Consider the following 15,970-nt stretch of genomic DNA (forward strand, 5'->3'; position numbering starts at 1 on the left):
GATTTAACTAAACAAAATGCAAGGTTAAACTTCTTTATAAGATAAACAGTGAGTGTGGAGTATAAACATGTTTAATTATATAAAAGCCAAAGTAATAACCGCACCTACCCCAATGGGTGGATTAGCATTAGGCATAGCCAGCCTTGGTTGGGCTTGGGAAAATATGTTTAATGTAAATGGCGCAGCGCAATACACTGGGGCGGCAATTGCGAGCGCATTATTATTAATACTTGGCTTAAAATTTTTACTGTACCCACACTTATTAAAGGCCGATTTAGCGCACCCTGTTGTAGGTAGCGTTGTGCCTACTTTTGCTATGGCAACGTTGGTGGTATCTAATTCGATAGGGCATGTTAACTCTGTAGCTGGCGATGTGCTTTGGGTAGGCGCATTTTTATTGCACTTGGGATTTTTATTGAGCTTTATTATTCATCGTGTTCGTGAGTTTAAAATTGAGCACATGGTGCCAAGTTGGTTTGTACCACCGGTGGGTATTATTGTTGCCGATGTCGCGTTCTCGGGTAACCCAGCACTGTTGTTTTTAGCACAAGCAGCACTTTATTTTGGCATGTTAATGTACGCAGTTATGTTGCCGTTAATGATTTACCGGATAATATTTGCTGAGCAAATTCCTGATGCTGCACAGCCCACATTAGCTATATTAGCGGCGCCGGCAAGCTTATCGTTGGCGGGGTATTTCACTGTAGTGACCCAGCCGTCGCCAGTGATAATTGGAGGGTTATTTGGTATTGCCATACTAATGACATTAATTATTTATACGGCATTTTTTAAATTACTACGCCGTAGGTTTTGCCCTGGGTTTGCTGCATTTACCTTTCCCATGGTCATTGGTGCTACGGCGTTATTTAAACTCGCGGATTGGATGCTAACTATGAATGTTGATGTACAGTTTATAAACCAAATACATCATTTAGCGGTAGTTGAATTGCTAGTAGCAAGCGCTGTGGTTGGCTATGTAGCGATCCGTTATACGCATTATTTTAGTTCCTTGGCTTTAAACGGCTTGAAGGTGTGAAATTGTAATAGTATGAATACAGAACGAAGAGGCAATAATGAGATTTTGCCTCTGCGGTTAATTATTATTTTAGCGGCAAGTAAATATCAGTTATTAAATCACACTCATCTACTTCATGAATGAGATTTAAGTAATGAAAGAAGCACGGAAAATCTCTAACTTCTTCAGTGCTGTTTGGTAACCATTGACGATATAGATAATAAACAGTGTCGCTGATAGTGTCATGACTGCCAAAGTGCTTGACTAAAGCGCAGCGACCTGCCGGGATCTCACCATTCCTTACGCCATATTGATTATCGCTAATTGGTTGCTTGACGCTGCCGGCGAAGTCAAAGCGAAAATCGTTGTCGTCAGTCACCGCAGGATCGCTATAAGGGATGCCATAAGTATCACTGGTTTTTACCGGTGATAAGCCTGACTCTTTTCGCCATTTAATAAACTGTGCGGCTGTTTCCATAAGCTTAGTGGCCGAACCGTTGTGGGTAAGCAACGCAACAGCTTGCGGTGCAAAGTGAACAATTTCTACTTTCATATTACTAACCTTTAATTCAGGTATTTTAAAGTCAAACTGCGCATGCCAATGTGGCCAGTTTGGTGTGCTTCTGAATTGAGTTGGGGATTGAGCAAAAACACGTTTGAAAGCACGACTAAAAGCTTCAGGACTTTCAAAACTTGCCTCTAATGCAATATCAATAATGCGTTTGTGATGCTCAAAAGCAAGCCGATAAGAGGCGCGCTTTAAGCGAGCAAATTGCGTGTACTTAGTAACGCTTACCCCCATTATTGAGATAAATAAACGATGAAAATGAAATTTAGAACAATAGGCAACGGCACTTAAACTATCTAATGTAAGTGGCTCATCAATATGGTTTATACCCAAGCCACCTCAAGATGCAGAATTCAGCGTTTCACAGGTGCTTAATATCAAGGCGTTACTTTGCAAGAATGGCAGTCCCTTTTAAGAAGTAACAACGATGAGAGTATGTGCCTGTGAAACGCCCAACGGGTTGGTTTAAAAGCGATTTATACTGCGTTATTAATTTTAATAATAGAACCACTATTACTTGCAATCAATGCCTTGCCTAAATCGCTTTTAATTCCAACTGAAACTTGCATCTTGAGGTGGTTTGGGTATACGTAACCACAGACATGATGGATGCGCTGTAGGTGCGTGTTTTTCATAGTTACTCGTTATACTTTTATTCAGAAGTGGCGTCAGTGTGACAAAGTAAGAGAATGCCTGCCTGATTGAAATTGCTCAAGTTGCTTTTTAAATAAAAAAGAGCCCAAAGGGCTCTTAACTGGGGGAATTAATAAGGATTGATAGGGGAGTAGAAGTTATTGTTATTACCATTAATGCTCACGTCTAGTTGCATACCATTATGAGCGTGGCTAACCACATTGTAATTATCACCAGGTAGTAGCTTTACTCTATTAATATTTTGATAGTTAACTGCACTGCCACATTGCAATGTCACTCTTTGTGTATTAGCCGTTTCTTTAAAGATGTAAACTTCATTGCTGCCGTCAACAACACCTGTACCAGAGGCATCGATGAGCAGTGAGGTTGCCTCACTGGCTGCAATAGAAAAATACTGATTGCTGTGATGGCCTAAAGACACGATGGCGCGCCCCATTCTGTCACGTTCTTGGAAGTGCGTATCGGTTAAGCTGTTGTTTAATACAGGCACATCAATAAATCGACTGCTGAAGTTAAGTGTTTCGTGGCAAAAGTCAGTGACTACTTCATCTGATACTGCGCCAGCAACGCCATCAGGGTCGTACACACTGTTTGCCATTAACGCCATGCCTGCAGACGTTCCGCCAACGACACCGCCTTTATCAAAAACGTGTTGCACAGCGGTTTGTACTTTTGTACCTTGCCATTGATTAAGATAATCAGATTGGTCACCGCCTGCAATCCATACAAATTCGGCGCTGCGGATAGCCCAGTCAACATAGTCATCATTCGCTTTGTTGCGAGTATCAATGATCAGTGTTTCTACTGAGTCGGCATTCATTAAGTTCAGTAAATAATCGTTATAAGCGTCAGTACCAGAGGTTCTAAGCACAACAACATCGGCACCGCTGCCAACATGGTTAGCAACGCGATTACTAAATGCTTGATCAACATCGCTGCCACCGCCCATCAGTAATACAGCACCTTGATCAGCTGTTAATGTGTTGCATGAATCAGCACTGCCACCTTGTAAATATGCTTGTAATGAACCTGGCTTTGCAGGGCGAGAGCTATAGCCACAATCACCGCTGCCACTTCCGCCACCGGTGTTACTACCTTCACCAAAATTGACCGTTAAATCGTACCAACCTGTACCGGAGTAACGCGTTACTTTTACATAATAAGTACCCGTTGATTGTGCACTATAACTGCCTGTTTCTGGTACATTGCTAGTTGCCCCTTCGGCAACAGCAGATCCTGTTTCTTGGTATAATGCCCAGTCAAAATCATCGTTAGTGTTGTGCTCAAGGCTGACCTCAATAGGCCCGACTTGAGTTACTTCAAAGCTAAACCAATCAGTATCATTGCGGCTCAACGAGCCTGCAACGGTGGTATTACTACAAAGTTGGGTATTTGCATTGCTTTCAGTGTCGTTTGATTCAACTTCGTTTGTTAAGCAAGCATTGCTTGCAAACGAAAAAAACATGCACGCGGCTAGTGATCCATTAAGAATTGAGAGTTTTCTTTTCATTATTGTTACCTGAATTTTAATTACATAGAAGCCTTCCTACTGCGAGGCATTATTGCTTTTAAATTATTCAGGTTTTTTTATTCGTCGAACCATTCACTTAAATGATAGTTGACAGAACATTCTTGAGGAGCACTAGGAGCGATAATAAATAGTTTGTTCATTTATGCCTCCTAAGTGATTATTGGTGTGTTTCAGCATTGTTGCTGAATATTCAATATTACAGTTAGATGTGCAATTTGCAACTATTTATTAACTTTTGTTTTACTTAAATCTCAAGTTTATGTTTTTATTGGTTTATCAATTCGCTTCATCATTTACTAAAGCAACTGGTTGTTCCTCAACAAGTAAAGCCAATCTTTCACGTTCAGCTTTAGACACATAAGCAGGCTTATTACTTTTATGTAATTTTGCATTTGCGCGCTTATCTTTGTTATTAAACTTTGTAACGATTTTCTTTCTGCGATTCATGATCGACCCCATAATTTTAAGATGCGCATTATACTTCGTTGTATGCAAATATGACTAATAAATTTATAAAATGTTTGTTATGTGGGCATTTTAAATGCTCTAACACATTAAAAATTTAGTTGCTCAAAAGTAACAAGATTTACTGATAGCTCATTTATTTTAGAAACTCAACTATCCCTATAATATTATCGTTTATATCTCCTGCGTTTTCTGTAATACCCCTTACTAATTTGATGACTAATCTTGCTCTTTTTAAAATTCTCAACTATTAGATATTATTGATTTTTGTTACTAAATGGTAGTGAATAGTAGTCACAATTAAAGTGTGGCTGTTAAAGAGTAGTGTTGTTAATTCTATGATTTAAATAGCTAATAAGAATGATACAGTCAAAGGATAAAATGATGTTTTTTAAGTCAAAGAATGCTGTTTTAGATAAACATAAACAAACTGACCCAATGACCTCTCAGGCTCAAAAAGAGCTAAATGCAATTAAATCTAATATAGCTTTTATTAGTTTTACAGTGGATGGCATCATTGTTGATGCTAATAAACATTTTTTAGATGTAATGGGGTTTAAGCTTAGTGAGATTGTTGGCCAACATCATAAAATATTTTGTGATTCAGACTATGTAAATTCTGAGGACTATCGCCATTTCTGGCAAGATTTAAGTGCGGGTAAATCATTTGGTGGTACTTTTTTACGTTTTACAAAAACTAAGGTTCCTATTTATTTAGAAGCAAATTATTTTCCAGTTGTAGAAGATGATGGCAGCGTAAGTAAAGTTATTAAAATTGCCAATGACATCACGACTATAAATAATGTGTTGAAGAACAAAGATGCAATTCTTAATGCGCTAGATCTATCGTTAGCAGTCATTGAGTTTGATACACAAGGAAATATTTTAGATGCTAATGAAAACTTTTTATCAACCGTTCATTATTCACTTGAAGAAGTAAAAGGAAAACATCATAAAATATTTTGTGATAAAGAGTTTTATCTTAAAAATCCAGAGTTTTGGCAGAGCCTTAGTAAGGGACGATTTAATTCAGGTCGTTTTAAGAGATTTAGCAAAGATGGTCGCATTTTGTGGCTTGAGGCAACTTACAATCCAATCTTTGATGAAAACGGTAAGGTATATAAAGTTATTAAGTTTGCATCAGACATAACAGAGCGCGTTAACTTAGCATTTAACACGATTGATCAAGCTGCGACTATTTCAGAGGAAACCAGTCAAGTAACTTCCAATGCAGTAAATATTTTAGGCTTAGCTGTTGAAACATCAAAAAACATTGCTGAACGAGTTAATAATGCAACGGCAACAGGGAAAGAGCTTAAAATACAGTCTAAAAGTATAGTTGATATTGTGGTTACTATTCGATCTATTGCAGATCAAACAAACTTACTTGCACTTAATGCTGCAATTGAAGCTGCTCGAGCTGGTGAAGCTGGACGTGGCTTTGCTGTCGTTGCTGATGAGGTGCGCACACTTGCAAGTAATACCGCAGAATCGACCGCAGAGATAGGCCGTGTCGTTGAGCAAACTCAAGCGTTGATAAGTCAAATGGATGAACTATTAGGATCTGTCGCTGGTATTGCAAACGAAGGGCAAGAAAGTATTTTAGAAGTATCTCAAGGGTTAAGTGAAATTACGCAAGGGGTTAAACGTTTTGTTGAAATGGTTGATCAGATGAAACCTTAAGTTTCTTACAGCCTATTATTTACCTAGCTGCTTTGCTCTATGTTTTATTAATAATAAGTTGTCGGTCTATCGCAAAGCATTGTTCGTTATTAAGCCAGAGCGTTATAATTGTGATTCTTAGTTGTTAATTGAATGGGACTTGTTTTGAAAAAATTAGCTTTAGCTAGTATCGCTTTATTGGCCTTTAACGCACATGCAAAATTAAATAAGATTAATGACAGCGTTGCTGATTATGCTGTAAATACCTACCAAAGTGCGCAAATTCATACCTTAGCTAATTTAGTATCATTCCCGACGGTTAATAAAGACGGCATCAATACTCCTGATAATCCCGACTTTATTGGCTTTAAAGCTTTGTTAAAAATGAAAGCTGCTGAACTTGGTTTTGATTACCAAGATTTAGGTTACACCGTACTTATTGGTATGGGGCAACAAACTGAAAAGGTAACCATAGTAACCCATGGCGATGTGCAACCTGCCAACGCAAGTAAGTGGAAAAAAAGCCCGTTTGAAATAGATAGTACCTCAGAGCCAGGTAAATTAATTGCGCGTGGAACAGAAGATGATAAAGGTGCTATCGCGACCGCTTTATATGCAATGAAAGCTATAAAAGATCAACAGATCACACTTAATAATCGTATTGAGTTGATGATTTACTTAGCTGAAGAATCTGATTGGGGTCCGCTTGAAGAGTTTATGAAAAGCTATCAGCAGCCTAAATATGCGGTTACTATTGATGCGTCATACCCGGTGGTTGTCGCGGAAAAAGGTTGGAGCTTAATTGCACCAACGTTTAATGCTACCTCAGCACAAACAGGAGTGTATGTAAGTGAACTTACTGGCGGCGCTTTTAAAAGCCAAATACCAGAAGATGCGAGTGTGGTGTTACATAACGCCGATACTGCGTTAGTCAGCAAACTTAAACATGCAGCGAGTGCGCTTAACGCTGTGGAATTTAACTTTAGCGAGCAAGCTGATAGTGTTGTTATCAGCGTAAAAGGGTTGTCTGCTCATTCATCAGAGCCAGAATCTGGGGTTAACGCCATTGCTTACTTAGCAGAAGTTTTTAAAGGTGTTGAGCTTGAGAATAACAGTGATGGCCAAGTAATTGCGTTTATTAATCAGCTAATTGGTCTTGATATACATGGCAAACAGTTTGGTGATATTGCTTATAAACATGACTTTATGGGACCTATGACAGTAGCACCAACGCTTATTGAACGTAATGGTAATGAACTCACACTCGCTGTGAATTTACGTCGCCCAATGGGTAAAGATGAAGCGGTATTGCGTACGCAAATTGATACCGCACTGAGTAATTGGCAAGTGAGAAATAACGTAAAGTTATCTGGTGTTGATGTGGTGATTGGCACGCCAATGTTGCTCGACAGCGCACCTCATGCACAAGCATTATTAGATATTTTTAAACACTTTACCGGTGATCAAGAGGCTGGATTTGTATCTATTGGTGGCGGTACCAATGCCAAGTTATTTGATAATGCAGTATCGTTTGGGCCATCAATGCCAGGCAAGCGCTACACCGGTCACTCAGAGCATGAGTTTATTACAGTTGAACAACTTAAGCTCAATCTTAAAATGTATACAGCAATGATGATAAAGCTGGGTAATATGTAACTTAGGTCGTCATACACACAAAGTAAAACGCCGCTAAATTGCGGCGTTTTTTTACTTCTAAGTCGTTAATTAAGCTAAGTTAACGTTTCAAAGTAGTCGTTCATTTACAATTTTTTATATTAACAACGTTGATTTTCCATAAAACACTTAACATTTACGCGACTAAATGATAAAAAGTTTTATCGCCTACTGCGTTTAAAATAAATGGATAGTTGTAATGATGGAATTTTTAAACTTAGCGCTTACTTTCCCCACCGTTATTTTTTCAGCCCTGTTGTTAGTTGTGATGTTGTTTTGGCTAATAACCCTTATTGGCTTTGCTGATATTGACATGTTTGAATCAGATCTAGAAATTGAAGCCGATGCGTCGCAAAGCTCAGGCTTGAGTTCATGGTTTAGCATGGGGTTTGGTGGCATACCAATTACTGTATCTATTAGTCTCGTAGTGATGAGTAGCTGGTTGATCAGCATCTATGCCCATAAGTTTTTTGCCTACCTGTTAGGCGATGGTATGTGGTTTTATATTTTTGGCGTGCTAATGCTGGGCGTTTGTTTGCTGATTGCTATGCCAATTGCGGCCATTATTTCTCGGCCATTACAGCGCTTTTTTAGCAGCGCACAAACCTCGCAAAGTTCAGATTTACTGGGTTTAGAATGTGTTGTTGTTACTGGCAAAGTAACAAATACATTTGGCCAAGCACGGGTTAAATTTCAAGGTACTGAGCAGTTACTTGAAGTTAGAGCTGAAAATGACGAGCAATTTACATCAGGTGACACAGCGGTGTTGCTTGAACACCTCAAAGAGCAACACTGTTACATTATTACCGCCAAACCTTGGTAATACCCTAGTTTATTTAGGGGTAAGTAACACATAATAAATCGATAATCACGTTAGGACATAACATGGAATTTTTAGATAATCTCATACCTATATTGACATTTGTAGGTATAGCAATCGCTGTTATTTTTGCTATTTTGCTAATTATCGGCAAGTTTTATCGCAAGGTAGAGCAAGGCCAAGCACTGATCATTAATAAAATGAAGAACGAGCCCGATGTCACCACTACGGGCGGAATTGTTTATCCTGTGATCCATAAAATGGAAGTGATGGACATTTCAACCAAGCGCATGGTGCTTGAGCGTAAAGATAAAGGCGGTTTGATCTGTAAAGATAATATTCGCGCCGATATCGCCATTACTTTTTATATTCGTGTTAACGAAAACAAAGAAGATATTTTACGCGTTGCTAAGCAAGTCGGTTGCGCCCGTGCATCAGAGCACGCCACATTGCAAGAATTGTTTGAAGCGAAATTCTCAGAAGCACTTAAAACTGTTGGTAAGCGAATGGATTTTGTTGAGTTATTTACTCACCGAAATGAATTTCGCGATAATATTAAAGAAGTGATTGGCCAAGATTTATCGGGTTATTCACTTGAAGATGTTGCTATTGATTACCTTGAACAAACGTCAATTGATAAGCTCGATCCGCAAAATATTCTCGATGCCGAAGGTATTCGCCGCATCACTGAAATGACCGCAGTACAAAATGTATCTACCAATCAATTGAAGTGTGATGAACGCGCTAAAATTGAGATCCAAAATCAAGAAGCTACCGAAAAGTCACTGGAAATTGAGCGCCAAAAGCAAGATGCCATGTCACGTCAAGTGCGCGAAATTGAAACTGTAAAAGCCCGCGAATATTCCGAAGCTGAAAAAGTACGCCAAGAAGAGCGCTTAAAATCAGAGCAAGCCCGCATTCAAACAGAAGAAGCGATTGGCATTAGCGAGCAAAATAAGCAACGTGAGCTTGATATTGCCGAACAAAACCGATTACGCGTTTTGGGTATTGAAGAAGAGAAAGTTGCTCGTTCACGTGAAATTGAAGTGATCGAACGTGAAAGAGAAACCGAAATCCTGCGCATCAATAAAGAAAAAGCACTGGAAGTAGAACGTAAAGAAATTGCCGATGTAGTGCGTGATCGCGTGATTGTTGAAAAATCAGTGGCTGAAGAAGAAGAGCGCATTAAAGATGTGAAAGTACTCGCAGGTGCAGAGCGCGAGAAGAGTGCGATGATCATTCGTGCCAAAGCCGAAGCCGAACAGTCATTAGTAAAAGATATCGAAGCTGCAAAAGCGCAAGAGCAAGCCGCAGAATATAAAGCTCGTGAGCTTGAAACAATGGCCAATGCAGAGCTTAGAATTGCTAATCAACAAGCTGAATCGAAAAAGATTTTGGCGCATGCGCAACAAGTTGAAACAGCTGCTAAAGGGCTTGCTGAAGCGGATGTTATTAAAGCGAAGGCGCAAGCAAATGCAATTCAAGGTGAAACTGATGCTAAAGTAATGCGTCAAAAACTTGAAGCTGAAGCACAAGGTAACCGTGAAATTGGTTTATCTCAGGCGCAAGTACAAACAGCCATGGCTGATGCGAATGAGAAACAAGGTGAAGTGGAAGCGATTAACCTAGAGCGTAAGATGCGCGCCGAAGCAAAAGGCCTTGAAGAGAAGCTACAAGCCTTGAATGCGATGGATCAAGATGCTCGCGATTACGAAAGCTTTACGCTGCAGCTTAACCAACAAAAAGAGCTAGTATTGGCAAAAATTTCAGCCAGCAAAGATATTGCCGAGCATCAAGCACACATTATGGCGAAAGCCTTAGGTAATGCTGATATTAATATTATGGGCGGCGATGGTCAGTTCTTTAATCAATTTATGAGTGCAATCAGTTTAGGCAAATCAATTGATGGCTTAGTTGATGAAAGTAAAACCGTACAAACCGTATTTAAAGATCACTTAAATGGTGATCGTAATTTAATTGAAGACCTAAAAGGGGTGTTAGCTGGGGCGAATGGCTCAGCCGAAACACTTAAAAACTTCAACATGAGTAAGTTATTAAAGCAGTTAAGTAATACCTCTGCGGCTGAAAAAAGCCAATTACTAAGCATGTTAGGCGGTAACTTAGGTGGTGGGTTAGATGAGAAAATTAAACTAGATCCAAAAGACTAGCTTAATTTCTAAGTTCTCTCGTTGTAGCCGCAATAGTTTAACTATTGCGGCTAACTTCTATTAAATTTCAGGATAGGTTTCATGACGGACGCAACTCAACAAGCGCTAGAACAAGGCTCGTACGATTTAATTAAACGCCGCTTAAATAATTTTGGTGCTAGTTTAAAAACGCAAATAGATGATGTAAATACACAGCGTATTAACGAGTTTGGTAGCACTGATCTACAAGTAAAAGGGCGTGTTCGCGTTCGTACGGAGCAAAATTGTACCCCGCGCGATATCGTGATTATTGGCGATAAAGTTATTTTTGCTTACAACGTATTTCTGGGATTAAAAAAAGAAACCGCAATCAGTGATGTATTTAGTGTACAAAAGCTGGTGGAGCAAGACGACCATTACGAAATTGAGCCTTACCCAGAGACAACGCGTTTTTTAACCGATAGTCGTTTTATTCGTGATTTTGAAGAACTGTATACCTACTACAAACAAACCAGCCTACAGCATTTATATCAACAAAATGGCAAGCTATTTGCGCTATTCCAAATCGGTGACAAGTTATCGGATGTGCGGGTTTTTCGCTGGGAAATTCACCCAGACAACACCATTAATTATATCGATAACCGCGGTGAGCGTGATATTCAACACGCACATGACTATGATTTTGAATGGCTCAAAACTGACCGAAGTAACCACATAGAAGGGCGCCACGCTCATATCAACATCGCCGACCAAGTGTTTGTTGAAACCATTGGCGGTTCACTGACCATTAAAATAGAAAACAGCACTGACACCGGTGAAGGGATTTATCAAGAGGCTGTTGATGATAAAAACCAATCCCTTGCTGACAGCGAAGTTGAGTACGCGCTGGTAGGCGACTTAGTGCTGCTAAAAATTCTCCCATACCGCGAAAAAACATGGCGTTACTTTATTTATAACACTCGCACTCAGCAGGTCATGCGCCAAGATGCAATCGGCAGTGCATGTGTAACTTTACCTGAAGATCACGGCATTATTTTTCCTGGTGGTTACTACTTACAATCAGGGCAAGCACGCTCGTTTGAAGAGCAAATAGAAGATTTAGAATTTCACCGACATATAAAGTCACCGAACGGCGAAGATGTTTTATACGTGTTTTACGAGCCAAGTGAAGGCCGTTACGCGCTATTTGCCTATAATATTATTGATAAAAACCTGCAAAATCCAATTTATTGTCACGGTTATGCTATTTACAACGATGGTATAACGCTGACTTTTAAAGCCGATAAAGACCAAGCGGAGCGAGTACACCCGATTCAAATTTGGCAAAGCCCGTTTGTATCGGCTGAATTTGCAGCCAATGCACCGCCACTTACTAGCTTTTTTGGTAAAATAGGTAACCCCGATTTAGTTCGCGGTATTTCTGATTTATACAGTGTCTGTAAAGCCATTAGCGAGCAAAGCCCGACTTTATTTCATTACGAAGATTTAATTGCCCTTAGCCGGAATATCTTTGACCGTTACCATTGGCTTAACGAAAGCGAATTTGCGGAAATCGCACAAAACCTGCACAGCATCAATGAAACCGCTGAGCAAGTACTTGATGAGTTTGAAAAAGTCACCGAGATTCAAAACAAAGCCAAGCAAGCCTTGGTGGATATTAATAAGCAATACACTGATGTAACCCGAGAAGTACGTCCTGATAGCTTTAAAGTCGCACCGCAATTTGTGCAAGGTATTGATGCATTAAAAATGCTCAAAGGGCAAGTAATAAGCCTTGAAGATATTAAATATATAGATATTGCTGCACTGAATAACTTACAAAGTGAAATTGATACACGGCTGGTGGAAGTAAGCCAAGCAACTGCCGCGTTTTTACAACAAGACAGCGCGCTGGCGCCGTACCACGAAAAACTTAAAGAGCTTGAAGAGCTAAGCAGTAAAAGCGAAAGCGTTAGCGAGCTGAAGACCTATATCGCACAGTTAGATGCGCAAAGTGTAGAGCTGGATTTACTTAACCACACTATGCTTGATTTAGACATCGACGACAGCCGTGTGCGCACGCAAATCCTCGAAGATATCAGTGCTGTTTATGCGTTGGTTAATCGTGCTAAAGCGAGCATTGAAATCCGTCAAAAGAGCCTTGGCAGTGTTGAAGCTAAAGCTGAATTTGCCGCACGCTTTAAGCTTTTTTCGCAAAGTATTACCAACGCACTAAATAATGCTAAAACCCCAGAGGCGTGTGACGAGCAACTTTCACGTTTGCTTATTCAGCTTGAAGAGCTGGAATCGCAATTTAGTGATTTTGACGAATACCTGACAGAGATCATTGCCAAACGTGATGACGTATACGAAAGCTTTGAAGCGCATAAACAAAGCTTAATTGATACCCGTCAGCGCCGCGCATTGAATTTAGCCAATGCCGCCGAGCGTATATTGCAAGGCGTTAACCGCCGTGCGCAAAACTTTACTGAGCTTGATGCATTAAATACTTATTTTGCCGCTGATCCTATGATCAGCAAGCTTCGTGCATTGACTAGTGAGCTTAAAGAGTTAGGCGATGAAATTCGTGCCGATGATATCCAATCAAAGCTAAAAGCCAGTAAAGATCAGGGCATACGTTCGTTACGTGATAAACAAGATATTTTCACTGACGGCGGCAATACAGTCAGTATTGGTAAGCACGCTTTTAGTGTTAATAAGCAATTACTCGATTTAACCTTATTGCCGCGTGACGAGCAGCTGATGCTGCACTTAACGGGTACTGATTATTTTGAGCCAATAACAGATGAGAAAAGCTTACAAACGTTACAGCAAAGCCGTCATTTGTGGCAACAAACATTAGTTTCGGAAAGTGAGGTGGTTTATCGTGGTGAGTATTTAGCTGCGCAAATATTACTCGCTTGTGAAAACAGTGAGCATTCGCTGACTTTTGCACAATTAGAGCAGGCACAGCGAGATAAACAATTATTGCAGCTGGTGCAAAAATTTGCTGAACCGCGCTATCAAGAAGGCTATGAAAAAGGCATTCATGACCACGATGCATGGGCAATTATTGACACCTTATTGACGCAAAAAAATAGTCTGGACTTACTTATTTATCCGGCTAGTTGTCGTATTATTGCGCAGTTATTTAGTGCGCAATTGTCATCTGCACAACTGAACGAATATTTCCATCAAGCGAGCAATGCTATTTTGATGGATAAACACTTTGCTGCGACCAATTTTATCGGCACGTTAACTGCGCAGTTAAGTGAACAGATCAATGTCTTTTTAACTCAAGTTAGCAAATTATCTGCACGTTTTGCTGATTTATCCAGTGACTTGGCCGCAGCTTATTTAGTGCAACAATTAGCGCAACAAAAAACGGCAGAGCAACAGCTATTTATCGTTTCTCAGCAAGCTAAAAATTTAGCTGAACAGTTTAGTAGTGACGCTAAAGCCAAAGGTTATAGCAACGAGCTTGCTCAGGCCTGTGAAAACGTAAAGCAAACTGATGAGCGGGCATTATTATTTTTAAGTTGGCTTAATGCGTACTGCATGCAAAATCCTAAAGTGTCGGCGATGGTGCAGGCGGAAGCGGCTAACTACTTGCATCTCAGTGCCACCACAACATTAAAATACACTGTGTTGGACGTCACCCCAAACACCCAAGTTGAGCGTTTAATGGGACAGCATAAACGAGTGCAAGAGCAAACTTTACATGTTGATTATGCAGAGTTTTATGCCAGAACTCGTAAATACATCACTGAGCAAGTACCGGCTTTTGAGCAGTATCATGCACTGCGCAGTGATATTTTAGCGGCGCAAAAAGAACGTCTGCAACTTGAGGAATTTAAAGCCAGGCCACTTAGCTCGTTTGTACGTAATCAGCTGATCAATAAAGTGTACTTCCCAATTATTGGTGATAACTTAGCAAAACAAATTGGCTCAGCAGGTAAAAACAAACGCACTGATTTAATGGGCATGCTATTACTGATCTCGCCGCCAGGTTACGGTAAAACCACCTTAGTTGAATACGTTGCTAACCGTTTAGGGCTGACTTTTGTAAAAGTAAATTGCCCGTCGATAGGGCACGATCAGGTGTCACTCGATCCTGCTCAAGCCATTAATGCTACTGCTGAAAAAGAGATTGCAAAAATCAATCAGAGCTTTGAAATGGGCAATAACGTGATGCTGTATTTAGATGATATTCAGCATACTAACCCTGAGTTTTTACAAAAGTTTATTTCTTTGTGTGATGGCTCAAGACGTATTGACGGGGTGTGGAACGGTAAAAGTAAAACCTATGATTTACGCGGTAAAAAGTTTGCCGTAGTGATGGCAGGTAACCCGTATACAGAATCTGGTGAGAGCTTTAAAATTCCTGATATGTTGGCAAACCGCGCCGATATTTATAATCTTGGCGATACCTTAGCCGGGTGTGAGCAAGAGTTTGCCATGAGCTTTATAGAAAATGCGCTAACATCTAATGCAGTATTAGCGCCATTGGCTAACCGTAACATGGAAGATTTATATAAGTTAGTGCGGATGTGTCAAGGCGAAGATATTTCATTAAATGAGCTTGAACACGGCTATTCACAAGCGGAAGTTAACGAAATTAAAGCGGTACTCAGCCGATTAATCACTATTCGTAATACCGTACTAAAAGTGAACGCCCAGTATATTGCCTCAGCCGCGCAAGATAATAATTATCGCACAGAGCCGCCATTTAAATTGCAAGGCAGCTACCGTAATATGAATAAAATGGCAGAAAAAGTCGTTGCTGCCATGAATGACGAAGAGCTAGAAAACTTAATTTGTGACCATTATCGTGGTGAAGCGCAAACACTCAGTAAAGGCTCTGAAGAGAACTTACTTAAACTCGGTGAACTGCGTGGCACCTTAAGCGCAGAGCAGCAGCAGCGCTTTAGTCAAATTAAAGGTGACTTTGTACGTTTAAATAAACTTGATGGCGCAGGCAGCCCGGTGATGATGGCGGTGGAGCAAATGGGCTATTTGCATCAATCACTGGAAGAGATTGCCGGTAAACTCAGTAAAAACAACCTAAGCCACGATTACAGCCAGTTATTACAAAGTGTTGGTGTGAATATTCAAGGTTTAGATAATAAACAAGCAATTAGTAGCATAGCGCAATCGCTTGATAATGGTTTTGTACAAACGCCTTATATGGCAAGTTTAGAGCAATTAAGCCGTGCTATAGCTGGTAATAACTGTCAGCCACACTTGCAGGCGTTAATTGAGCAACTTGCAGCCCTTGATAATAAAGAGGCTGTGAATGCGCTAACTGCAGCGGTTACCAGTAACAATAACCAAACGTCATTTACTGAGCTTGTTAATGCAATTAACCAACAAACTCAAGGTATCAATAATAACAATGTGCAGGCTCAGTTTGAAAAATTGATTGCTGCATGGGGCGCGAAATAGCATTTAAATT

General features: G+C 40.1%; 8 protein-coding genes and 1 pseudogene. 6 read left to right on the forward strand and 3 right to left on the reverse strand.

The window, feature by feature from the left end; all coding sequences use genetic code 11:
- Positions 1–67: 67 nt before the first annotated feature.
- Positions 68–1,036, forward strand: coding sequence for a TDT family transporter (locus H5200_RS10625; RefSeq protein WP_182761472.1), 969 nt, complete (start codon positions 68–70; stop codon positions 1,034–1,036).
- Positions 1,037–1,100: 64 nt separating this feature from the next.
- Here the strand turns inward: H5200_RS10625 and H5200_RS10630 are convergent, their stop codons facing one another.
- The 3 genes from H5200_RS10630 to H5200_RS10640 all read right to left on the reverse strand — a co-directional run bounded on the left by H5200_RS10630 (position 1,101) and on the right by H5200_RS10640 (position 4,215).
- Positions 1,101–1,916 carry a GyrI-like domain-containing protein gene (locus H5200_RS10630; protein ID WP_220497016.1) on the reverse strand — a complete coding sequence of 272 codons (816 nt, stop codon included), beginning with the start codon at positions 1,914–1,916 and terminating at the stop codon, positions 1,101–1,103.
- A gap of 430 nt (positions 1,917–2,346) precedes the next feature.
- A complete protein-coding gene (locus H5200_RS10635; protein ID WP_182761473.1) occupies positions 2,347–3,747 on the reverse strand; it encodes a pre-peptidase C-terminal domain-containing protein in 1,401 nt (466 codons plus the stop codon).
- 297 nt (positions 3,748–4,044) lie between these two features.
- Complete coding sequence (locus H5200_RS10640; protein ID WP_182761474.1) at positions 4,045–4,215, reverse strand: DUF2986 domain-containing protein; 171 nt, start codon at positions 4,213–4,215, stop codon at positions 4,045–4,047.
- A 471-nt stretch (positions 4,216–4,686) separates the two neighbouring features.
- Here H5200_RS10640 and H5200_RS24360 point away from each other — a divergent pair.
- The 5 genes and pseudogenes from H5200_RS24360 to H5200_RS10665 all read left to right on the forward strand — a co-directional run.
- A pseudogene (locus tag H5200_RS24360) lies at positions 4,687–5,916 on the forward strand (methyl-accepting chemotaxis protein); the annotation flags it as partial.
- Between the two features lie 144 nt (positions 5,917–6,060).
- Entirely contained in the window at positions 6,061–7,551 is a 1,491-nt protein-coding gene (locus H5200_RS10650) for a dipeptidase (RefSeq protein ID WP_182739393.1), read from the forward strand.
- A gap of 217 nt (positions 7,552–7,768) precedes the next feature.
- Positions 7,769–8,392, forward strand: coding sequence for a YqiJ family protein (locus H5200_RS10655; RefSeq protein WP_257325469.1), 624 nt, complete (start codon positions 7,769–7,771; stop codon positions 8,390–8,392).
- A 62-nt stretch (positions 8,393–8,454) separates the two neighbouring features.
- The gene (locus H5200_RS10660; RefSeq protein ID WP_149980859.1) at positions 8,455–10,557 is read left to right on the forward strand and encodes a flotillin family protein; all 2,103 of its coding nucleotides are present in this window, start codon (positions 8,455–8,457) and stop codon (positions 10,555–10,557) included.
- 81 nt (positions 10,558–10,638) lie between these two features.
- Positions 10,639–15,960, forward strand: a complete 5,322-nt coding sequence (locus tag H5200_RS10665; protein ID WP_182761475.1) for a DNA repair ATPase — start codon at positions 10,639–10,641, stop codon at positions 15,958–15,960.
- The last annotated feature ends 10 nt before the right edge of the window (positions 15,961–15,970 follow it).

The organism is Pseudoalteromonas sp. SG43-7 (assembly GCF_014164295.1).
Taxonomy (GTDB): Bacteria; Pseudomonadota; Gammaproteobacteria; order Enterobacterales; family Alteromonadaceae; genus Pseudoalteromonas; species Pseudoalteromonas rhizosphaerae.